Here is a 20,911-nt window from a genome sequence, read left to right on the forward strand (position 1 = left end):
TCATTTGTTCCTCTCCGCCGCGGACGAGTCCCGGGAGATCGGCAGGATCAACCGGACCTCGGTCCCCTCCCCCGGGCCGGACCGGATTTCGGCCCGTCCGCCGTGCCGCTTCATCCGTCCGATGATCGAACCCCGTACGCCGTGCCGGTGGTCCTCCACCGTATCCGGGTCGAAGCCCTTCCCTCGGTCCCGGACGAACACGCTGACCTGATCGGGCTCCACCTCGGCGTAGAGCGACACGGTCTGCACACCGGCGTGCCGTGCCGCGTTCACCAGCGCCTCCCGCGCCGCGGCGACCAGCGCGCCGACCTTCTCGTCGGTCTCGCGGTCCCCCACCACCACCGCCTCCACCGTGATCGCGAAGGTGTCCTCGACCTCGGCGGCGGCCTGCTCCAGGGCTGCGGCGAAACGTTCGTTCGGCGAGGCCGTGGGCTTGTAGAGCCAGTTGCGCAACGAGCGCTCCTGCCCCCGCGCCAACCGCTGCACCGTCTTGACGTCGCCGGCGTTGCGCTGGATCAGCGCCAGTGTGTGCAGCACCTGGTCGTGCACCATCGCGGCCAGTTCGGCCCGCTCCTGTTCCCGGATGCGGCCCTCACGCTCGGCGCGGAGCTGGTTGTACGTCCGCCAGAGCACCGGTGCCGCGACCACTCCGACCCCGGCCAACCCGACCAGCGCGAAGATCACCCCGTTGATCACCGCGTCGAAGTTCTGTGCCGGCGAGTAGACCGCCGCGACACCGATGATGCCGACCGCGACCAGCACCCCGCCCCCGATGAACCGGAGTACGAAGGCCCGCCGGTCGCTCTCCTCGACGACCGCCCCGAGCCACGGGACCGGCATCGCCTCGCCCCAGCGCCGCCGCCGCTCGGGCGCCGACTGGTGCCAGATCACGCCCGCGCCGACCGCGATGATGGCCACCAGCCAGCCGGCGGTGCCCGCCGCGCCCACCGAGTCGAAGACCATCACCTGGATCAGCAGGACACCGAGCCCGATCCCGACGAACGGCAGGAGCTGGGCCACGTCCCGCCGGGGCGGCACGGCGGTGTCACCGGGCCGCAGCGGCACCACCGCCCAGAACGCCGCGTACAGCAGCAGTCCGAGCCCACTCAGCCCGAGCAGCACCATGAACGCGACTCGCACGCGCAGCACCGAGATGCCGAGGTGGTCGGCGATGCCGGCGGCGACGCCGGCGGCCATCCGATGCTCGGGGGCCCGGTAGAGGCGCGGAGGTGGGGTCACGATGCTGATCGCAGGCTCCCTGGTCACGGTGGTGGGCGGGGCGCGGGGCGGTGCATCCGATCGTCACACGCTGCGGCGTCCGACGACCACGGGGACGCCCCCGACATTCCGGCCCCCCGGATCTCAGGGTGGCGTCAGGGTCGGGTCCTGAGGTCGTTCGGGCGAGGTGGGCAGCAGGATCGAGACATGACCGAGGAAGCTGCCCCGCCGCCCCGCCCCGGGTCGGCACAGCCGGGCGGTTCAGTACCGCCCGCACCGCCCACGACGCCCGCCGGCTGGACCGAGCCCACCACGTTCGGCCCGCCGGGCGCGCCGACGCCGGGCGCCACGTCCGGCGCGTACGAGCCGCCGAGCGCGGGCTACGCGCCCGGTGCCGGCTTCGCCGCCGGCACGGGCTACACACCGGGCGGGGGTACGACCGGCACGGGCCACGGCCCCGGCGCAGGTACGCCTCCGGGGCCCGGCGCGCCGCTGGGCGGTGCCGGCTTCACCTCGCGGTACGGGCTGGTCCGGCCCCGTGACGGCCGTTACCTGGCCGGGGTCTGCGCGGCGATCGGGCGGGCCACCAACACCGATCCGGTGCTGTGGCGGGTGCTCCTCGCGGTGCTCGGGTTCTTCGGCGGCATCGGCATCCTGGTGTACGTCGCCGCCTGGCTGATCATCCCGAACGAGGGCGACACGGCGTCCCCGGTGGAGTCGATGCTGGGGCGGGGCCGCTCCAGCATGTCCCCGGTGACCGTGATCATCCTGGGCATCCTCGTGGCCGCGAGCTTCGGCTACATCGTCACCGACGCCTTCCGGGCGGTGCTGCTCGGCGCGGCCATCCTGATCGGCGGCGCGTTGCTGCTCAACCGGGACAACCGGGGGCCACAGCCCCCGGGTGTGCCGGTGCCGCCCTCCCCGGCGGGCACGCCACCCGGCCCGGTCCCCCCGGTCGCCTGGCCGGCTCCGACGTACGGCACGGTCCCACCCGCAGGTCCGCTGGCGACCGCGCCGCTGTCGGGTGGCGCGCCGTCGTACAGCGGCCCGCCGGAGAGCGCGTACGCGTCAGTCCAGGGCGGCCAGCCGGCCACCATGGCGCAACCGACCCTCGGCGCGGAGCCGGTGTCCCAGGCGGCGGTGGTGACCGGGGTAGGCCCGGTGTCCGCACAGCCGGCCGGCGTCACGACCGGACCACAGGGCACCGGCTGGCCGGCGCACGAGCAGGGCTGGCCGGGCAGCGGCGCGCCCACCGTCGCCACGCCCACCAGCGGCTGGCCTTCGGCACCGATGACCGCCGTGCCAGCGGCCGGCCCTGTCAGCCACCCGGGGACGACGACACCGGGCGGGTACCGTCCTCCGTTCGCGCCACACGGCCCATACGCCACACCGGCGCCGCCCGCGTACCCCCCGCCCAAGCCACCGAAGCCGCCGAAGCGGCCCCGGGAGCGTTCGCCGCTCGGCGCGGTGACCTTCTCGCTGATCTTCCTGGCGCTCGGCGTGGTCGCCCTGCTCGACCTGCTGGACGTCTTCGACATCAGCGCCTCGGCGTACTTCGCGGCCGCGTTGGCCACCATCGGGCTGGGGCTGCTGGTCGGCACCTGGTTCGGCCGTGCACGCTGGTTGATCGCGCTGGGCCTGGTGACGGCCGCCGCGCTGGGCACGGCGACGGTCGCCGAGTCCTACGACCGGATCAGGGGTGTCGACGGCGCGGTCACCTGGGCGCCCACCGACTACCGCGACCTCGCCGACCGGTACGAGAACAGCTTCGGTGACGCCGTCCTCGACCTGCGGGGCATCGACTTCACGAAGCGGGACACCCAGGTGACAGTGGCGATCAACTTCGGTCAGGCAACTGTCGTCGTACCGCCCAACGTGGACGTCACCACGGTGGCCGACGTCAACGCCGGCGACGCCACTGTCTTCGGCAACCGCTCCGGCGGGATCGACGGCCGGCTGCGGGAGTCCACCGACCTGGGCGCGGACGGCCCCGGCGGCGGGAAGCTGCGCCTGTACATCCACGTCAATGCCGGCAACCTGGAGGTGACCCGGTGAAGGCTCACCGTACGGACCTGCTCTCGTTCGCATTCGGGCTGCTGTTCCTGGCCCTGTCGGCCTGGTGGCTGCTCGCTCAGATCCTCGGGCTCGCGCTGCCGCCGGTCGGCTGGTTCCTGGCCGGCGCGCTGATCCTGATCGGAGTGTTCGGTCTGGTCGGCGCGCTGCGCTCGGGCCGCTCGGGCCGCCCGGAGCCGAACGAGATCGCCGAGCCGGGTACGACGGACGCCGCCACGGGCACACCCGAGCCGGTCAGCGTCACGCCCGAGCCCAGCCCGGCCGAGCGCGGCACGCCGCAGACCGCCACCTTCGAGCCGGCCACCTTCGAGCCGGCCACCTTCGAACCCACGCCCGGCGCGCCCACGGCCGAGGTGCGGACCCCGGAGGCGCCCACGGCGGACGTGGTACACCCCGCCTGGCTGGCCCACGCCCCGGCAGAGCCGGAAACCCCGCCGGTCACGGCCGAGCCCGCCGAGCCGACCCAGGTCGACCACCCGGTCACCCCGGCCGACGCGAAGCGGGCAACCGGTCCGGCGGTCGGCGACGCTCCGGCCGGTGACAACGCTCCGACGGTCGGCGGGCATCCGGCCAGTGACAACGCTCCGACGGTCGGCGGGCATCCGGCCAGTGACGACGCTCCGGGGGTCGGCGACGAGCGGACGGGGCGGCGCGAAAGTTCCTGAGCCGGCTGTCTGCCCGCGTCGCCCTCGGCGAGGGCTCGGCGGTGCGGTCGGCGCGGGCAGGCGCATATGCTGGCTGGTGGAGATCTCGCCTCCGCCGGCCGGCCCGTCCCGCCATGGCGCCCCCGCCGCGATTCCCGTCTCTACCCCGTCAGGAGCCCGCCCGTCATGACGCAGTCCCCCGCCGTGCGTACCACCGGCCGGTCCGGTCCGGTCCGCATCGGCGAGCGCGCCGCCCGTACGCTCGTCGCCGAGCTGGCCCGGATGAACGACCCGAAGGTCGCCCTGCTGGTCGGCGCGAGCCCGGAGTCCGCGGTGCTGGCCGCGGCGATCGAGGCGTTGCTCCCCGGCGACCGGCTCACCGTGACACCCGCCGAGTCCTCCACCGCCGCCGCGCTCCGCGAGCACGTCACCGCCCAGGGCCGCTGGGTCGCTGACCGGGTACGCGTGGTCGACACGCTCGGCGACGCCGAGGCCGCCGCGGTGGTCATCGCCGGCGAGGCGTTCACCGGCACCGCCGAGGAGGCCCGTAGCGGCATTCAAGGCCTGTCGAAGTACCTCACCGACGGCGCGGTGCTGAGCGTCGCCACCACCGCCACGCCGGGCCGGACCACCGGCGCTGCCGGCGAGCTGGCCCGCCAGGACGCCCTGTACGGCGTCGGCGGGGACCTGGTGCTGCGCAACTCGCCGCCGGTACGGGTCTACCGGCTGCGGTTCACGCCGGCCAGCCCGGCTGCGGCCGACCGGCTGGCCCCCGCGTACCGGCCGTCGAGCGTGCCCCTGACCAAGGGCATGCACATCGACTCGAACGGTGTGGCCGCGGCCGGCATCACGTTGGGTCTGGCGGCGCTGGCCCGGGTGGCGCGTCCGTCGTCCAAGCTGTGGCTGCTGCCGGCGCTGGCGGCCGGCCCCGTCGCCGCGTTCTTCCGTGATCCTCAGCGGGACGTGCCGGAGGACCCGAACGCCGTGGTGGCCAGCGCGGACGGCAAGGTCCTGTCGGTGCAGCGGCTGTACGACGAGCGCTTCGGCGACGGCGAATGGCTGCGCGTGGCGGTCTTCCTGTCGGTGCTGGACGTGCACGTCAACCGTGCTCCGGTCGCCGGCAAGGTGGTGGACTACTTCGTCGCCGACGGCGGCTTCGTCAACGCGATGAAGCCGGACGCCGAGCACAACGTCGCCGCGTACACCGTTCTGGACACCAGCCGCGGCACGGTGGTGGTCGCGCAGCGGACCGGTCTGATCGCCCGCCGCATCGTGCAGCGCGCGCCGATCGGTGCGCTGCTGGCCAGGGGCGAGCGTTTCGGGCTCATCCGGTTCGGCTCGCGGACCGACGTCTACCTGCCGGCCGACGCCGCAGAGCCGCTGGTGGGGCCGGGCGACAAGGTGATCGGCGGTTCCACGGTCATCGCCCGCTGGCGCTGAGACCGGCATGCGAAAACGGGGCGCCGCTGTCCGCGGCGCCCCGTTTTCGTGGGTCTGATCAGGCGGTACGACGCTGGCGCAGCCAGAGCACCGGCCCGCTCACCAGGTAGCCGACCACGATCAGGGCGAACGTGAGCCGGATGTCGACGAGCGCGCCGAGCACCGGGGCGAGCCAGAGCCACGGCGGCAGCTTCACCAGACGCGCCAGCTTGGCGTACGGGAAGCTGGACACCATCGCGAAGGCGAGCAGTGCCACACCGGCCACCAGCACGAGACCGGGAACGGGCAGGCCGATCGCCACGGTGAGGGCGAGCACGGCGGCGGCCATGGTGGTCGGGACGCCGCAGAAGAAGCGACCGTCCTTCGGCGAGACGTTGAAGCGGGCCAACCGGATCGCCGCACACGCCGCGACCAGTGCACACGCCACCGCGGCCGCGGCCGTCGACACGGAGCCGGCGAGCGAGGCGTAGACCACCACGGGTGCGGCGAGGCCGAACGAGCACATGTCGGCCAGCGAGTCCATCTGGGCGCCGAACGGACTGGCGACGCCCAGTCGACGCGCCAACGCACCGTCGAGGCCGTCGAAGATGACGCAGGCGATCAGGCAGAGGGCGGCGATGCGCACCTCACCCTGCATCGCGAGGAAGATCGCCAGCATGCCGAGCATCAGGCTCGACAGGGTGCAGGCGTTGACGAGGGCGAACTTCATCCGGCGGGCCATCGTGCGCTCGCCGGGGAGCAGGGGGATCGATCCGGCGGTGGCCTCGTCGGTGTGCGCCATCGGCAGCGCCGGGCTGACCGGCATGACCGCCTCGATCTCGGCGCGAGTGACAGCCCCCGACCGGCTGAGCCGGTCCAGGCCGTAGCGACGGCGCTGGCGGTCGGCGTACCGGTGCTCGGTCAGTGTCAGGTCGGTGGCCCGAGGGTCACCGTCACGGCGACCCACCCGGACCAGCAGCACCTGGCGGGCGAACGTGCTGCTGCGGCGCAACCGGCCCGCCCAGCGACGCCCTGCGGGGCGCGGACTGTCAGTCGTACGACGCCGGCGCCATGGGGCTCTCGGCACGTTTCCTCCATCACCGGATCGGCTTACCGCCGTAGGGCGGGTGTCCGGCTGTCTCGTGCCGGACCTTGCGTGGCCCGGCAGCCGTTTTGCGGAGTACACCATCGCATAGGGGAACATGGCTTGGCGATAGCTGCCGGCGGTACTTATCTGGTGCAAACCGCGCGAACCGCCTTGTTATTCCCATCCCGGGCTTCATCGCCCGTTTCCCCCACCATTCCCGTCCCTGACTCTACCGGAGGGTAGCCAACTCGGCTCGCTGAGCCGAGTGCTATGAACCCAGCCGTCCGATTGCCGAGGCAGCGATACCGGTCAGCGGCAGGTCAGCGGTCTCGGCGGCGGTGAACCAGCCGGCCCGCGCGGTCGAGCCACCGGCGGACTCCGTCACCACCGCGTCGGTGGGTACGTCCACCAGCACCCGATAGATCACCCGGACGCCGTGCCAGTCCAGCGGACGACCCTCCGGGCCGAACGCGGCCGGGTTGTGCAGGTTGTCCACGCCGAGCAACTCCACCACGCGGCCCACCTGACCACCCTCCTCGATGAGTTCCCGGAGCAGCCCGACGGTCGGCTGCTCGCCGTGGTCGGTGCCGCCGCCGGGCAGGTGCCACTTGCCGGCCCCGGGGTAGCCGTCGGCGATCTGGGTCAGCAGGATCCGCCCCGCCGGGTCGGTGACCAGCCCGTACGCCCCGAAGCGCAACCGCCGGTCCGGATGCGACGCCGGGAGTGGCTCGACGGACGGATACGCGTCGGCCGGGAGTGGGACGACCGGCAGGCCGAGCAGTTCGGCGCTGAACGGCGTCAACGGCAGCTCGGTGGCGGCCTCGGGGCTGACCCAGCGGCCCTCGACCGTGCCCCCGCCGGTGACCTCCGACACATCGCCGTGCACGGTCATCTCGAAGAGCAACCGGTCGGTGTGCATCGGCACACCGTCACCCGCGTCGGCGTCCACGTCCGCGACGACGGATCGCAACCGGTCCACCGAGACGGTCAGCCCGGTCTGCTCGGAGACTGTACGCACCACGGCCCGCTCAGGGTGCTCCGCATGCGCGACGAGCCCTCCAGGCAGCGACCAGACCCGCTCACCACCACCCCGAACGACCAAGAACCGCCCCAGCTGCTCGAAGAACCCATAAACAGCAACCCGCCGCACCAAAACCCCCACGCCCCCCACTCCCCCACTCCCCCACCCACCCGACCCCACCCACCCGACCCATCCCACCGACCCAGCCCACCGACCCAACCCACCCGACCCAGCCCGGTGATCATGAAGTTATTGCCGTCCATCTCGGCGTGTCCTGACAATAACTTCATGATCACCGCAGTGCAGGGGTGATGCCGGGGAGGGGGAGAGGGGGGAGAGGGGGGAGGGGGGAGGGGGGAGGGGGGGAGGGGGATTAGGTTAGTTGGGCTGCTTGGACTGCTTCTGCTGTCACCTCGGTGAGGTGGTCGGTGGGGAGGGCGCCCAGTTCTTCGCGGGCGAACCAGCGGGCCTCGCAGGTGGAGCCACCCACGTCGGCGATGGTCAGCGGGTTGGGCTGGTCGACCACCACCCGGTAGAAGGCGCGTACGCCGTGCCAGTCGATGGGGTAACCCTCCGGGCCCAGCGAGGCGGCGTCACGGTGGCTCGCCACACCCAGCAGCTCGACGAGGCGGCCCGCCTGGCCGGTCTCCTCGACCAGTTCCCGGATGAGCGCCGCGCCGGGCTGCTCCCCGTAGTCGGTGCCGCCGCCGGGCAGGTGCCAGCAGCCGGCGCCCGGGTAGCCGTCGGAGATCCGGGTGAGCAGCACCCGGCCGGCCGGGTCGGTGCACACGGCGTACGCGGCGAAGCGCTGGGCGCGGTGCAGCCCGTCCGGGCCGGGGACCGCGTAGAAGGAGGGGAACTCGGGAGCCTCGTCGGGCACCACGTCGGCCGAGGAGGCGGGCAGACCGAGGGCGCGCGCGGTGAACGAGCGCAACGGCAACTGCCGCGCCTCGTCCAGCGTGTACCAGCGGGCGAGGTCGGTGGGGCGCTCGCCGGCCCGGTCGGCGAGGGTGCCGCCGCGCACCGCCACGCGGTAGATCAGCCGGTCGGTGTGGATGGTGATGCCGCGCTCGGGCAGGGCCCGCATGTCGGCGAGCACGTCCGCCAGGCCGCGGACGGCGACCGAGAGCCCCGTCTCGGCAGCGGTCTCGCGGACCACTGTGTGGTTGGGGTCCTCGCCGTGGTCGACCGCCCCGCCGGGCAGGGACCACGTGCCGGGGGTGCCGGAGCGCTCCGATGCGCGGACCAGCAACACTCGGCCGTCTGAATCAGCACAAACTGCGTATGCCGCGATCCTGCGAAGCGGCTCCAGCATGGTGGTCACGGGTCCAAATTCTCCCCGGGCCGCGTTACCGGAACGGAAAAGAGTCGGATTCCTGACTCCTGGCTTCCCGCTCAGGGATCGATCAGGGTAGGCATCCGGGCGGTCACCGAGGGCGGGGCGGGCCCCGCCGCGGACCGTGGAGACATGACACCTACCGCCGCTTCCCACGCCCCGTACAAGCAGCTCCGGCGACCCACCACCGACCGCATGGTGGCGGGGGTCGCCAGCGGCCTCGGCCGCTACTTCGACGTCGATCCCACACTGGTCCGCGTGACCTTCGCCGTCACCGGCCTGCTCACCGGCGGACTCGCCCTGCTCGCGTACCCGATCATGTGGTTCCTGATGCCTGAGGAGCCCACCGGCGCGCCCGCCTGGCCGCACCCGGCGGGCGTCGCGCCCACCGCCGGGTCCGCGCCCGGCGGTCCACAGCCGGGGTACGCCCCGACGCCGCCCTACCCGCCGACGACCCCGCCGGCGGCGTGAGGACGGCTCACTCCCACTCGATGGTGCCCGGCGGCTTGCTGGTCACGTCCAGCACCACCCGGTTGACCTCGGCGACCTCGTTGGTGATCCGGGTGGAGATCCGGGCAACCACCTCGTAGGGCAACCGGGACCAGTCGGCGGTCATCGCGTCCTCGCTGGAGACCGGCCGCAGCACCACGGGATGCCCGTAGCTGCGCCCGTCACCCTGCACGCCGACACTGCGCACGTCGGCGAGCAGCACCACGGGGAACTGCCAGACGCCCCGGTCCAGGCCGGCGGCCGTCAGCTCCTCGCGGGCGATCAGGTCGGCCTGGCGCAGCAGGTCGAGGCGGTCCCGGTCGACGGCGCCGATGATCCGGATGGCCAGACCGGGACCGGGGAACGGGTGCCGCCAGACCATCGCCTCGGGCAGGCCGAGCTGGAGGCCGAGCGCGCGGACCTCGTCCTTGAAGAGCGTGCGCAGCGGCTCGACGAGCGCGAACTTCAGGTCCTCCGGCAGGCCGCCGACGTTGTGGTGGCTCTTGATGTTGGCGGTGCCGGTGCCGCCGCCGGACTCGACCACGTCGGGGTAGAGGGTGCCCTGGACGAGGAACTCCACGTCGCCGTGCGAGGCGATCTCGCGGGCGGCGGCCTCGAAGACCCGGATGAACTCCCGACCGATGATCTTGCGCTTCTGCTCGGGATCGGTCACCCCGGCCAGCGCGCCGAGGAACCGCTCCGCCGCGTCGACCACCTTCAGCCTGATGCCCGTGGCGGCGACGTAGTCCTTCTCGACCTGCTCGGCCTCACCGGCGCGCAGCAGGCCGTGGTCGACGAAGACGCAGGTGAGCTGGTCACCGACCGCCCGGTGCACCAGCGCGGCGGCGACCGCCGAGTCCACCCCGCCGGAGAGGCCGCAGATGACCTCCTTGTCGCCGACCTGCGCCCGGATCAGGGCGACCTGCTCGTCGATGATGTTCTCGGGGGTCCAGGTCGGCTCGATGCCGGCGATGTCGTAGAGGAAGCGGGTCAGCATCTCCTGGCCGTGCGCGGTGTGCCCGACCTCCGGGTGGAACTGGACGCCGGCCCGACGGCCGGCCACGTCCTCGAAGGCCGCCACGGGAGCGCCCGCCGACTCGGCGGTCACCGTGAAGCCCTCGGGCGCCTCGGTGACGCAGTCACCGTGACTCATCCAGACCGGCAGGTCCGCCGGCAGGTCACGCAGCAGCACGCCCGGCTCGGTGCGGCGGGGACGCAGCGGCGTGCCGCCGTACTCGCGGTTGCCCGTCCGCGCGACGGTGCCACCGAGCGCCTGGGCCATCGCCTGGAAGCCGTAGCAGATGCCGAAGACCGGCACGTCGGACGTGAACAGGCCGGCGTCGATCTGCGGGGCGTCCGGCGCGTACACGCTGGCCGGACCGCCGGAGAGGATGATCGCGGCCGGGTTCTTCGCCAGCATCTCGGCGACCGGCATCGAGTGCGGCACGATCTCGGAGTAGACCTTCGCCTCGCGGACCCGGCGCGCGATGAGCTGGGCGTACTGGGCTCCGAAGTCCACCACGAGGACAGGGCGAGGCAGGCTCATGTGCACAAAGCCTACCGACAGTCACCCCCGACCCGAGCCGCGCCCCACGCACTCGGCGCGGCGGCGGCACCGTTGGTGTTATGCCCCGATATGTCCGGCAGGGCGTCGACGGCGTTCCGCATCTCGATACGGTGCGCGACGACCCCAAGCGGATCGGACGGAGGCGTGCCGATGACCGAGGTGACCGTCCGGGACTTCCGCCCCGAGGACGGCGAGGCGCTGTCGGCCCTGGTCGTCCGCTGCCTGCGGGAGGTGAACAGCCGCGACTACCCGGCCGAGCTGATCGACCGGATGTGCGACCACTTCACCGCCGACCGGTTCCGCGAACTCAGTGCCGAGCGGCGGATCTACGTCGCCGAACACCACGGACGCCCGGTCGGCACGGTGTCCCGCGACGGCAACAAGGTCTACACCATGTTCGTCGACCCGGACGCGCACGGCCGCGGCATCGGCCGCCGGTTGATGCGGCACGTCGAGGAACTGGCCCGGGCCGAGGGGCACACGTTCATGGAGACGGGTGCCAGCCACACCGGGCACGGGTTCTACCACCGGATCGGTTACACCGACGTGCGGGTCAGCGACACCGTCTTCGGCGTCAACCACATCCTCCGCCGGCCCCTGTCAGGGGCGTAGCGCGGCCGGGGCGTCCGCGGGTACCGCCGGCTTGTCCGGGGGTACGGGGGCCACCCGGCGGTACGGGGTGCCCAGGGATGGGCGGGGGTCCTGGGCACCCTTGTTGGGCCAGAAGGACATCGCCCGTTCGGCCTGTGCGGTGATCGTCAGCGACGGGTTCACGCCCAGGTTCGCCGACACGGCCGCGCCGTCCACCACGTGCAGCCCCGGATGGCCGTACACCCGGTGCCAGGGGTCGACCACGCCGTCGGCCGGAGTGGCGCCGATCACCGCCCCGCCCAGGATGTGCGCGGTGACCGGGATGTCGAACGGCTCGGTGAGCGAGCCGCCGGGCGTACCGCCGATCTCCTCGGCGAGCAGCCGCGTGGCGGTGTTGCCGGCCGGGATCCACGTCGGGCTCGGCGTGCCGTGACCCGGCCCGGCGACCAACCGCCGACCCCACAGGCCGCGCCGCCAGCGGGTGGTCAGCGAGTTGTCCACCGACTGCATCACCAGAGCGATCACCGTCCGCTCCGACCAGCCACGCACCGACAGCATCCGGGCGGCCAGCCGCGGCTGCCGGACGATGCTGCCCAGCCACCGCCGGACCCGGTGCGGACCCCCGTCGACAAGCAACGACTGGAGCAGACCCATCGCGTTGGAGCCGCGGCCGTAGCGGACCGGCTCGATGTGGGTCTGCGGATCGGGGTGGAACGAGCTGGTGATCGCCACGCCCTCGGTGAAGTCGGTCCGCTGCTGCCGGGCCCGTTGGCGGGGCATCGACGCGCCGAGGATCGCCTCCGAGTTGGTCCGGGTCAGCGCGCCCAGCCGATCCGACAGGCGCGGCAGCGCACCGGTGGCCTTCATCTCGTGCAGCAGCCGCTGGGTGCCCAGCGCGCCGGCCGCGAAGACCACCTGGTCGGCGTGGATCACCTGCCGCCGTCGGCGCAACCACGCGCCGGTGCGCTCGGTGTGCACCTCGTATCCGCCGCCGGTGGCCGGACGGACGGCCGTCACCGTGGTCAGCGGGTGCACGGTGGCACCCAGCCGCTCGGCGAGCCAGAGGTAGTTCTTGGCCACCGTGTTCTTGGCCCCGTGCCGGCAGCCGGTCATGCACGAGCCACAGTGCAGGCAGCCGGTGCGCTCCGGGCCGACACCGCCGAAGTAGGGGTCGGCGACGCGCTGGCCCGGACGGCCGATGTGCACACCGACCGGGGTGGCGCGGAAGGTGTGCCCCACCCCCATGCGGTCGGCCACCGCCCGCATGGCGCGGTCCGCGCCCGTCTGGATCGGGTACGTGGTGACGCCGAGCATCCGTTTCGCCTGGTCGTAGTGGCGGGCCAACTCGTCACGCCAGTCGGCGACGTCGCGCCACTGCGGATCGGTGTAGAAGGCGTCCAGCGGCTCGTAGAGGGTGTTCGCGTAGACCAGCGACCCGCCGCCCACTCCGGCCCCGGAGAGCACCAGCACACCGCCGGACCGGCCGGCGGTCGCGCGGAGCAGGGTGAGCCGCTGGATGCCGTAGCAGCCCAACTTCGGTGCCCAGAGGAACCGGCGCAGGCGCCACGAGGTCTGCGGGAACTCGTCGTCGGCGAAACGGCGGCCGGCCTCGACGACACCGACCGAGTAGCCCTTCTCCGCGAGCCGCAGCGCGGTGACACCACCGCCGAAGCCGGACCCGATGACGACCACGTCGTACCGCATGGACGCATCATTACCCGCCAGTAGCGCTCGCGCCAGCGCCCGTTTTCGCGCGATCATGCACCGGCCGACCGACCCGGCGCCTCCCGGCCGCAACCTGGAGCACCCGTCGGAGCGTTGTTCCGGATACGGGTGGAAGGAAGCACACGATGATTCTGGGGTCGATGGAGCCGCGCCGACGCTGGCTGCTGCTCGGATTGGCGGCACTCGCCGTCGTCGCGTTGATCGTGGGTGGAGCGACGGTGATCACGCGGCTGAGCGGCGACGACAAGCCCGCCGGCACCCCGCTGGCCGGCTCGCCGAGCCCGTCGTCGGCCGCCCCGGCCACCCCCAGCCCGAGCGGCCCGCCCCCGGGCGCGAACATCAAGGGCCCGTTGACACTGCTGCTGGTCGGCGTGGACACCCGGGTCAGCGTGCCGGGCTGGGAGCCGCACTCCGACGCCGTCCTGGTGCTGCACGTGCCGAAGGGGCTGGATCGGGCGTACCTCTTCTCCCTGCCCCGCGACCTGCTGGTGGACATCCCGGCGTTCCCCAAGGCCGGCTACAAGGGCGGCAAGACCAAGCTCACCCACTCGATGAGCTTCGGCAGCCGGGTGCCCGGCAAGCCCAAGCAGCCGAGCACCGCCCAGGGGTACGAGCTGCTGCGCAGCACGGTGAGCGGGTACACCGGGCTGCGGATCGACGCGGGCGCGGTGCTCACCTTCGGCGGGTTCGACAAGCTGGTGAACGCCCTCGGCGGAGTGGACATCTACGTCGACCAGCGGGTGGCCTCCCTGCACCGCAAGCCGGACGGCAAGTACCGGGACAGCGCGCCCGGCGGCTACACCGGGCCGCAGAAGGTCTACGAGAAGGGCGAGCAGCACCTCAACGGGTGGCAGGCGCTGGACTACGCCCGGCAGCGCTACATCACCGGCGGCGACTACGCCCGCCAGCGCCACCAGCAGCAGCTCGTCAAAGCCCTGACCCGCAAGATCCTCGACGAGGGCCTGGCCCGGCAGCCCGAGCGCGTCGACCAGGTGGTCGCCGCCCTGGGCGACACCCTGGTGTACGTGGGTGGTGACCGGATCGTCGACCTGGCGTACGCCCTCAGCGGGGTGCCGGAGAACCAGTTCACCCTGGTCGGCCTGCCCGGTTCCGGCGTCGGCAAGGGCAGCGCCTACCGCGGCGAACAGCTCACCGGCGAGGGGCGGGCCTTCATCACCGAACTCCGCGCCGGCCGCGCGGAGGCGTACCTGAAGGCCCACCCCAACCTGATGGTCAAGAAGTAACCCCGGCTCAGAGCTTCTTGGGTTGGGCGGGCTTCTTGGTGCCGTACAGCCACGCGTCGAAGAGGGCGTCGAGCTGCTTGCCGGAGATGCGCTCGGCGAGGGCCACGAACTCGGCCGTGGTGGCGGTGCCGTTGCGCTTCTCCGCCGCCCAGGTCTTGACGATCTCGAAGAACGCCTTGTCGCCGACGGCCACTCGCAGCGCGTGCAGGGTCATCCCGCCACGCTGGTAGACCGACTCGCTGAACAGGTCCTTCACGCCCGGCTTGCCGGGCGGGGTCTTCCACACCTTGGCGGGCACCTGCTGGTACCGGACGTCGAACGCCTGCTTGGCGGTGTACTCCTTGGTGTGCTCCGCCCAGAGCCACTCCGCGTACGTCGCGAAGCCCTCGTTGAGCCAGATGTCCTCCCACTTGGCCAACGCCACGCTGTCGCCGAACCACTGGTGGGCAAGCTCGTGGGCGACCACCTCGGTGTTCTCGCCCCGCCGGAAGAAGCCGGCCGAGTAGACCGGGCGGCTCTGCGTCTCCAGTGCGTACCCGATCCGGCTGTCCGAGACCACCACGCCGCCGTACGCGTCGAACGGGTACGGCCCGAACACGGTCTCCAGGTAGTCGGCCACCGTGACGGTCTTCGCGATCGACGCGTCGGACGCGCCCTTGGCCACCTTGGTGGTGACGGCGCTGTAGACCGGCTTGCCCTTGTGCTGACCGGTGGTGATCCGGAACGTGCCGATCACCACGTTGCTCAGGTAGCTGGCCATCGGCGACTTCTCCGACCACTTCCAGGTGGTCCAGCCGTCAGTGGTGCTGTTGCCGCCCGGCACGCCGTTGCTGACGGCGGTCACGCCCTGCGGAACGGTGATCTCGAACTCGTACGCGGCCTTGTCCGACGGGTGGTCGTTGACCGGGAACCAGGTGCTCGCCGACTCGGGCTGGCCCAACGCGATCGCGCCGTCGGCGGTGTGCAGGAACCCGCCCTCGCCGAGCAGCTCGTTCTTCAGCGGCTTCGGCACCCCCTCGTACGCGATGTCGACCACGAAACCGTTGCCCGTGATGAGCCCGGCCGCCGGCTTGATCACCAGCTCGTTCTTGTCCCGGGTGTAGGTGGCCGGGGTGGCGTCCACGGTGACCGTCTTGACGGTCAGGCCGGCCAGGTCGAGGTTGAACGTCGACAGGTCCGCAGTCGCGGTGGCCTGGACGGTGGTCGTACCCGTCAACCGGTCCTTCGCCGGGTCGTAGCGCACCTTCACGGTGTACTGCCCGACGTCGTACCCGCCGTTGCCGTAGCTCGGGAAGTACGTGTCGCCGACCCCGGCGGCTCCGGCGGTGAAGGCCCGCGACGGCGTCGGGGACGCGCTCGGCGACGGCGCCGCCGCCTCCGGTGTGGACGAGTCGCATCCGGACAGCACGAGCGCCCCGGTCACCAACAGGCCGGCGCCCACGCGCAGCCTGTGTCGCGTACCCCGCATCACGAACCTCCCCGTAAGCCCGGCGTGGATGGCCTCGCCACCCCCCGCGCGACCGGCGCTCCTGCCCGATCGCAGGCGGCAGCCTATCGATTGATGATCACGGGGTCGTCACGGCAGTGTGGGTGCGGCGCCGCCGGCCAGCCACGCGTCGAGCAGGGGTCGGAGCGGCCGGTCGGCCACCCGTTCGGCAAGCGCCACGAAGTCCGAGGTGGTGGCGTTTCCGGCGCTCCGCTCGGACGTCCACGTGCGCAGGATGCGGAAGAAGGTGTCGTCGCCGACGGTCCGGCGCAGCGCGTGCACGGCCAGCGCGCCACGCTTGTAGACGGCGGTGCCGAACATCCGCTCCCGTCCCGGCTCGATCGACGGCTGCGACCAGTCGGTCGACGCGTACTGCGACTCGAAGTTGCGCTGCGCGGTCCGGCCGCCGTCGTGCTCCTCCCACAGCCACTCGGCGTAACTGGCGAAGCCCTCGTTGAGCCAGATGTCGCCCCACCGGTACAGGGACACGCTGTCGCCGAACCACTGGTGAGCCAGCTCGTGTGCCACCACGGACGGGTTGGGGTGGTCGCCCGAGAAGAAGGCCGGCCCGTAGACCGGCCGGGACTGCGTCTCCAACGCGTAGCCGATCCGCTCGTCGGCGACGACGATCCCGCCGTACGAGTCGAACGGGTACGGGCCGAAGCGGCTGGCCAGGAAGTCGACGATCTCGCCGGTACGGGCCAACGAGCTGGCCGCGCCACCGGTCGCCGGCAGGCTCGCCGCGACCGCGGTGACCATCGGACGTCCGCCGTGGACGCCGGTGACCACCCGGTAGTTCCCGATCACGAGGGTGCTCAGGTAGCTGGCCATCGGGGTGCGCTCCGACCAGCGCCAGGTCGTCCACCCGTCGGCGCTGCTCTGCGGCCCGGGCACCCCGTTGCTCAACGCGGACACTCCGTCCGGGACGGTCACCGCGATGTCGTAGCTCGCCTTGTCGGACGGGTGGTCGTTGACCGGGAACCAGGTGGCAGCCGAGTCGGGTTGACCGAGAGCGATGGCCCCGTCGGCGGTGTGCAGGAAACCGCCGCTGCCCAACTCGCCGTCGGCGACGGAGGTGGGCACGCCCGCGTAGTCGACCCGCACGGTGAACGACCGTCCCCGCGCGAGCCCGTCGCGTGGGGTCACCACCAACTCGCCGTCCTTGCGGCGGTGCTCGGCGCGCTTGTCGGCGACGGTGACCGCGCCGACGGTCAGGCCGACCAGGTCCAGGTTGAAGCGGGACAGATCCTGGGTGGCCGTCGCCGTGATGGTGGCCCGACCGGTGAGCCGGTCGGTCGTCGGGTCGTAGCGGACGTCCAGCCCGTAGTGCGTGACGTCGTAGCCGCCGTTGCCACGGCCCGGCACGTACGGGTCGCCGGCGTCCGCGGCACCGGGTCGGAAACCGTCGTCGTCGTGGCCCGTGCAGGCGGTCCCGGTCAGCGCGACGGCGCAGCCCAGCGCCGTGAGGGCGGCGGTCAGCCGACGGCGGTGCGGCCTGGGTCCGCTCCGGACCATGCACGACTCCTTCTACGCCATCCCCTGGTCAGGAACGAGCGTAGCCAGCCATCCGTCGTCCGATGGCCGTATCGGGGCGACCGCCTCGCGGCAGGCGACGAAAGGCCGGCCCCGCAGGATCGCGGGGCCGGCCTTCAGCGTCACCTCGTCAGCGGTCGAGGACCAGGCCGACCTTCTGGAACTCCTTGAGGTCGCGGTAACCGCACTTGGCCATCGCCCGACGCAACCCACCGAACAGGTTGAGCTGACCGTCGGCCTCGTCCGCCGGGCCGAAGAGCAGCTGCTCCATCGAGCCGAGCGGCTCACCGGACACCTCGAAGGCGCCCCGGGGCAGCGACGGGTGGCTGGCCGCCGAGTGCCACCAGGCACCACCGGCGGGCGCCTCGTCGCACAGCGACAACGGCTCGCCGAGCATCACCGCGTCCGCGCCGCAGCCGAGGGCCTTGGCGATGTCACCGGACGTCTGGATGTCACCGTCGGCGATCAGGTGCACGTACCGGCCGCCGGTCTCGTCGAGGTAGTCCCGGCGGGCCGCCGCGGCGTCCGCGATCGCGGTGGCCATCGGCACCCGGATGCCCAGCACCGACTCGGTGGTCGACCACTCGTCGCCGCCGATGCCCACGATCACTCCGGCCGCGCCGGTCCGCATCAGGTGCAGCGCCGTCTTGTAGTCCGTGCAGCCGCCGACGATCACCGGCAGGTCGAGGTCGGCGATGAACTCCTTGAGGTTCAGCGGCTCGTCGGTGGTCGACACGTGCTCGGCCGACACGATGGTGCCTTGGATGACCAGGATGTCCACCCCGGCATCCAGGATCACCGGTGCCAGCGCGAGGGTGTGCTGCGGGGAGACCCGCACCGCCACCGTGCTGCCACCGGCGCGCAGCTCGCGCACCCGCTCGGCGATCAGGTCGGGGCGGATCGGCTCCGCGTACACCTCCTGGAGCCGCTTGGTGGCGCGGGCTTCCTCGTCGAGGCTGGCCAGCTCGTCGAGCACCTTCGTCGGGTTCTCGTAACGGGTCCACAGCCCTTCGACGTTCAGCACGCCGAGACCGCCGAGCTGGCCGAGTCGGACCGCCGAGGACGGGCTCATCGTGGCGTCCGAGGGGTGCCCGACACAGGGGATGCCGAACGGGTACGCGTCGAGCTGCCACGCGGTCGAGACGTCGTCGACGTCCCGGGTCCGGCGGCTCGGCACGATGGCGATGTCGTCCAGGTGGTAGCCGCGCTGCGCGGTCTTGCCCAGCCCGATCTCGACCACGTCACGCATGGGGGACTCCAGATTGTTGGGGATGGTCAGCGGGAGTGGTAGTTGGGCGCCTCGACGGTCATCTGGATGTCGTGCGGGTGGCTCTCCTTGAGCCCGGCCGCGGTGATCCGGATCAGCTGGCCACGCCGGTGCAGCTCGGGGATGCTCTCCGCGCCGACGTACCCCATGGCGGCCCGCAGCCCGCCGATGAGCTGGTGGGCGACCGCGGACAGCGGGCCCCGGTAGGGCACCTGACCCTCGACGCCCTCGGGGACCAGCTTGTCCTCGGCGAGCACGTCCTGCTGGAAGTACCGGTCCTTCGAGTACGACTTGGCCTGCCCCCGCGACTGCATCGCGCCGAGCGAGCCCATCCCGCGGTACGCCTTGTACTGCTTGCCGTTGATGAAGATCAGCTCGCCGGGGCTCTCCTCGCAGCCGGCCAGCAGGCTGCCGAGCATCACGGTGTCCGCGCCGGCGACAAGCGCCTTCGCGATGTCACCCGAGTACTGGATGCCACCGTCGCCGATCACCGGTACGCCTGCCGGGCGGGCGGCACGGGCCGCCTCCATGATCGCGGTGATCTGCGGGACGCCGACGCCGGCGACGATCCGGGTCGTGCAGATCGCGCCCGGGCCCACACCCACCTTGATGCCATCGGCACCGGCCTCGACCAGCGCGTTCGCGCCGGCGTACGTGGCCACGTTGCCGCCCACGATGTCGATCGTGACGTCCTTCTTGAGCCGGCGGACCATGTCCAGCACGGCCCGTTGGTGCCCGTGCGCCGTGTCCACGATCAGCACGTCGACACCCGCGTCGACGAGCGTGCGCGCCCGCTTGTACGAGTCCTCGCCGACACCCACGGCGGCGGCCACCCGCAGCCGGCCCGCGTCGTCCTTGGTGGCGTTCGGGTACTGCTCGCTCTTGGTGAAGTCCTTCACGGTGATCAGCCCGCGCAGACGATTGGCGTCGTCCACGATCGGCAGCTTCTCGACCTTGTGCCGCCGCAGCAGCTCCAGCGCCTCGTCCTTACTCACCCCGACCTGGGCGGTGACCAGCGGCGTCCGGGTCATGATGTCGCGGACCGGGGTGTCCGGCTCGGAGACGAAGCGCATGTCGCGGTTGGTCACGATGCCGACCAACTGGCCGTTGCCGTCCACCACCGGGACGCCCGAGATCCGGTACCGCCCGCACAGCTCGTCGACCTCGCGCAGCGTGTCGTCGGGGCTGGCGGTCACCGGGTTGGTGATCATGCCGGACTCGGAGCGCTTGACCAGGTCGACCTGGAGGGCCTGGTCCTCCACGGAGAGGTTGCGGTGCAGCACGCCGATGCCGCCCTGGCGGGCCATGGCGATCGCCATCCGCGCCTCGGTCACCGTGTCCATGGCGCTGGACAGCAGCGGAACGGTCAGCTCGACGTTGCGGGTGAGCTTCGTCCGGGTGTTGACCCGACTGGGCACGACGTCCGACTCGCCCGGCTGGAGCAGCACGTCATCAAAGGTGAGCCCGAGCGGAACGACCCGGGCCGAGCCGGCGGGCAGCTCGGGCAGGTGGCCGCCCAGGTCGGCGCGCTCGACGCCGGCCGGAAGATCAGTGCTGGGCGAATTTTCCACGATTGCTCCCCTGAGCTGCTCGGATGGGCTTCAGCGAGGTGGCACGGGCGGGCACCGGAACACGCCACGGCGCCGGCACGTCGTCCCATCGTACCCAGTGACCTGCGCGACCTGGATCGGCGGCGGCCGCCTCGGCGCGGTGCCGGGGGGCGGACGTCCGCGCCGCGTTGGGTCTACGGTGAGGGGGTGCACGACGAGCCCATCGACCCGTTCAACGGCGACCCGGCCGACCCGACCGCGGGCCTGGACGATCCGGGCGACGACGCGACGCCGGATCCACTGACCGACGTCGAGCGGCAGGACGTGCTGGAGGACCTCGCCGATCTGGAGATCTACCAGGCCCTGCTGGCGCCCATCGGCGTGCGCGGGCTGGTCATCGAATGCGAGGACTGCCGGGAACCGCACTACTTCGACTGGGACCTGCTGCGGGGCAACCTGCGGCACCTGCTCAACTCGGGGCGGCCCCGGGTGCACGAGCCGGCGTACGACCCGGATCCGGATCACTACGTGACCTGGGACTACGCCCGTGGATACGCCGACGGGGTGCACGACACCCTGACCGAGGGCACCGAGGACGAACCGGGCACCACCACCGCCGAGTGAGGTCCCGCCTTCCACCGTCCGGGCGCGTGCGGACCGC

Annotated in this window: 16 protein-coding genes and 1 pseudogene; 7 read left to right on the forward strand and 10 right to left on the reverse strand. The window is 72.2% G+C overall.

All coding sequences use genetic code 11. The features are described from left to right. Positions 1–1,266: a PspC domain-containing protein gene (locus ACGFH9_RS01545; protein ID WP_355246997.1), complete on the reverse strand. Its 1,266-nt coding sequence runs from the start codon at positions 1,264–1,266 to the stop codon at positions 1–3. Positions 1,267–1,425: 159 nt separating this feature from the next. On the opposite strand from ACGFH9_RS01545, the gene ACGFH9_RS01550 reads away from it, so the two are divergent. The 3 genes and pseudogenes from ACGFH9_RS01550 to ACGFH9_RS01560 all read left to right on the forward strand — a co-directional run bounded on the left by ACGFH9_RS01550 (position 1,426) and on the right by ACGFH9_RS01560 (position 5,375). Continuing rightward, positions 1,426–3,273: a PspC domain-containing protein gene (locus ACGFH9_RS01550; RefSeq protein WP_393213690.1), complete on the forward strand. Its 1,848-nt coding sequence runs from the start codon at positions 1,426–1,428 to the stop codon at positions 3,271–3,273. After that, positions 3,270–3,557, forward strand: a pseudogene (locus tag ACGFH9_RS01555) (hypothetical protein); the annotation flags it as partial. The gene ACGFH9_RS01550 and the pseudogene ACGFH9_RS01555, both read left to right, overlap by 4 nt. A 564-nt stretch (positions 3,558–4,121) precedes the next feature. Continuing rightward, on the forward strand, positions 4,122–5,375 hold the full coding sequence (locus tag ACGFH9_RS01560) for a phosphatidylserine decarboxylase (RefSeq protein WP_393213693.1): 1,254 nt from the start codon (positions 4,122–4,124) through the stop codon (positions 5,373–5,375). Positions 5,376–5,433: 58 nt separating this feature from the next. Here the strand turns inward: ACGFH9_RS01560 and ACGFH9_RS01565 are convergent, their stop codons facing one another. From ACGFH9_RS01565 to ACGFH9_RS01575, 3 genes are all read right to left on the reverse strand, one after another. Next, positions 5,434–6,366, reverse strand: coding sequence for a CDP-alcohol phosphatidyltransferase family protein (locus ACGFH9_RS01565; protein ID WP_393214223.1), 933 nt, complete (start codon positions 6,364–6,366; stop codon positions 5,434–5,436). A gap of 343 nt (positions 6,367–6,709) precedes the next feature. Continuing rightward, positions 6,710–7,594 carry an NUDIX hydrolase gene (locus ACGFH9_RS01570; RefSeq protein ID WP_393214226.1) on the reverse strand — a complete coding sequence of 295 codons (885 nt, stop codon included), beginning with the start codon at positions 7,592–7,594 and terminating at the stop codon, positions 6,710–6,712. Between the two features lie 241 nt (positions 7,595–7,835). After that, entirely contained in the window at positions 7,836–8,786 is a 951-nt protein-coding gene (locus ACGFH9_RS01575; protein ID WP_393213696.1) for an NUDIX hydrolase, read from the reverse strand. A gap of 144 nt (positions 8,787–8,930) precedes the next feature. Between ACGFH9_RS01575 and ACGFH9_RS01580 the strand changes: the two genes are divergently transcribed. Further along, positions 8,931–9,269: a PspC domain-containing protein gene (locus tag ACGFH9_RS01580; RefSeq protein ID WP_393213699.1), complete on the forward strand. Its 339-nt coding sequence runs from the start codon at positions 8,931–8,933 to the stop codon at positions 9,267–9,269. A gap of 7 nt (positions 9,270–9,276) precedes the next feature. Here the strand turns inward: ACGFH9_RS01580 and guaA are convergent, their stop codons facing one another. After that, positions 9,277–10,833, reverse strand: coding sequence for a glutamine-hydrolyzing GMP synthase (gene guaA / locus ACGFH9_RS01585; RefSeq protein ID WP_393213702.1), 1,557 nt, complete (start codon positions 10,831–10,833; stop codon positions 9,277–9,279). Between the two features lie 171 nt (positions 10,834–11,004). Here guaA and ACGFH9_RS01590 point away from each other — a divergent pair, with 171 nt between their 5' ends. Next, entirely contained in the window at positions 11,005–11,466 is a 462-nt protein-coding gene (locus ACGFH9_RS01590; protein WP_393213705.1) for a GNAT family N-acetyltransferase, read from the forward strand. On the opposite strand, the gene ACGFH9_RS01595 is transcribed toward ACGFH9_RS01590, so the two are convergent. Next, positions 11,455–13,149 carry an FAD-dependent oxidoreductase gene (locus tag ACGFH9_RS01595; protein WP_393213708.1) on the reverse strand — a complete coding sequence of 565 codons (1,695 nt, stop codon included), beginning with the start codon at positions 13,147–13,149 and terminating at the stop codon, positions 11,455–11,457. The two genes, ACGFH9_RS01590 and ACGFH9_RS01595, sit on opposite strands and share 12 nt — an antisense overlap. Positions 13,150–13,295: 146 nt before the next feature. Between ACGFH9_RS01595 and ACGFH9_RS01600 the strand changes: the two genes are divergently transcribed. Then, a complete protein-coding gene (locus tag ACGFH9_RS01600) occupies positions 13,296–14,414 on the forward strand; it encodes an LCP family protein (RefSeq protein WP_393213711.1) in 1,119 nt (372 codons plus the stop codon). 7 nt (positions 14,415–14,421) lie between these two features. On the opposite strand, the gene ACGFH9_RS01605 is transcribed toward ACGFH9_RS01600, so the two are convergent. The 4 genes from ACGFH9_RS01605 to guaB form a co-directional block, all read right to left on the reverse strand. Beyond that, complete coding sequence (locus ACGFH9_RS01605; protein ID WP_393213714.1) at positions 14,422–15,882, reverse strand: M1 family metallopeptidase; 1,461 nt, start codon at positions 15,880–15,882, stop codon at positions 14,422–14,424. Positions 15,883–15,990: 108 nt separating this feature from the next. Beyond that, positions 15,991–17,415 carry a M1 family metallopeptidase gene (locus tag ACGFH9_RS01610; RefSeq protein ID WP_393213717.1) on the reverse strand — a complete coding sequence of 475 codons (1,425 nt, stop codon included), beginning with the start codon at positions 17,413–17,415 and terminating at the stop codon, positions 15,991–15,993. 148 nt (positions 17,416–17,563) lie between these two features. Continuing rightward, positions 17,564–18,682: a GuaB3 family IMP dehydrogenase-related protein gene (locus tag ACGFH9_RS01615; RefSeq protein WP_393213720.1), complete on the reverse strand. Its 1,119-nt coding sequence runs from the start codon at positions 18,680–18,682 to the stop codon at positions 17,564–17,566. 26 nt (positions 18,683–18,708) lie between these two features. Beyond that, a complete protein-coding gene (gene guaB, locus ACGFH9_RS01620) occupies positions 18,709–20,271 on the reverse strand; it encodes an IMP dehydrogenase (protein WP_393213723.1) in 1,563 nt (520 codons plus the stop codon). A 186-nt stretch (positions 20,272–20,457) separates the two neighbouring features. Here guaB and ACGFH9_RS01625 point away from each other — a divergent pair, with 186 nt between their 5' ends. Next, a complete protein-coding gene (locus ACGFH9_RS01625) occupies positions 20,458–20,874 on the forward strand; it encodes a DUF5319 domain-containing protein (RefSeq protein WP_393213726.1) in 417 nt (138 codons plus the stop codon). Positions 20,875–20,911: the final 37 nt, after the last annotated feature.

This window comes from Micromonospora sp. NPDC049102, from assembly GCF_043197485.1.
Taxonomy (GTDB): domain Bacteria; phylum Actinomycetota; class Actinomycetes; order Mycobacteriales; family Micromonosporaceae; genus Micromonospora.

Coding starts and splice junctions, on each gene's coding strand:
- ACGFH9_RS01580 (WP_393213699.1), top strand. CDS start 8,931: ATGACACCTACCGCCGCTTCCCACGCCCCGTACAAGCAGCTCCGGCGA.
- ACGFH9_RS01560 (WP_393213693.1), top strand. CDS start 4,122: ATGACGCAGTCCCCCGCCGTGCGTACCACCGGCCGGTCCGGTCCGGTC.
- ACGFH9_RS01605 (WP_393213714.1), bottom strand. CDS start 15,882: ATGCGGGGTACGCGACACAGGCTGCGCGTGGGCGCCGGCCTGTTGGTG.
- ACGFH9_RS01600 (WP_393213711.1), top strand. CDS start 13,296: ATGATTCTGGGGTCGATGGAGCCGCGCCGACGCTGGCTGCTGCTCGGA.
- ACGFH9_RS01615 (WP_393213720.1), bottom strand. CDS start 18,682: ATGCGTGACGTGGTCGAGATCGGGCTGGGCAAGACCGCGCAGCGCGGC.
- ACGFH9_RS01550 (WP_393213690.1), top strand. CDS start 1,426: ATGACCGAGGAAGCTGCCCCGCCGCCCCGCCCCGGGTCGGCACAGCCG.
- ACGFH9_RS01610 (WP_393213717.1), bottom strand. CDS start 17,415: ATGGTCCGGAGCGGACCCAGGCCGCACCGCCGTCGGCTGACCGCCGCC.
- ACGFH9_RS01595 (WP_393213708.1), bottom strand. CDS start 13,149: ATGCGGTACGACGTGGTCGTCATCGGGTCCGGCTTCGGCGGTGGTGTC.
- guaA (WP_393213702.1), bottom strand. CDS start 10,833: ATGAGCCTGCCTCGCCCTGTCCTCGTGGTGGACTTCGGAGCCCAGTAC.
- ACGFH9_RS01590 (WP_393213705.1), top strand. CDS start 11,005: ATGACCGAGGTGACCGTCCGGGACTTCCGCCCCGAGGACGGCGAGGCG.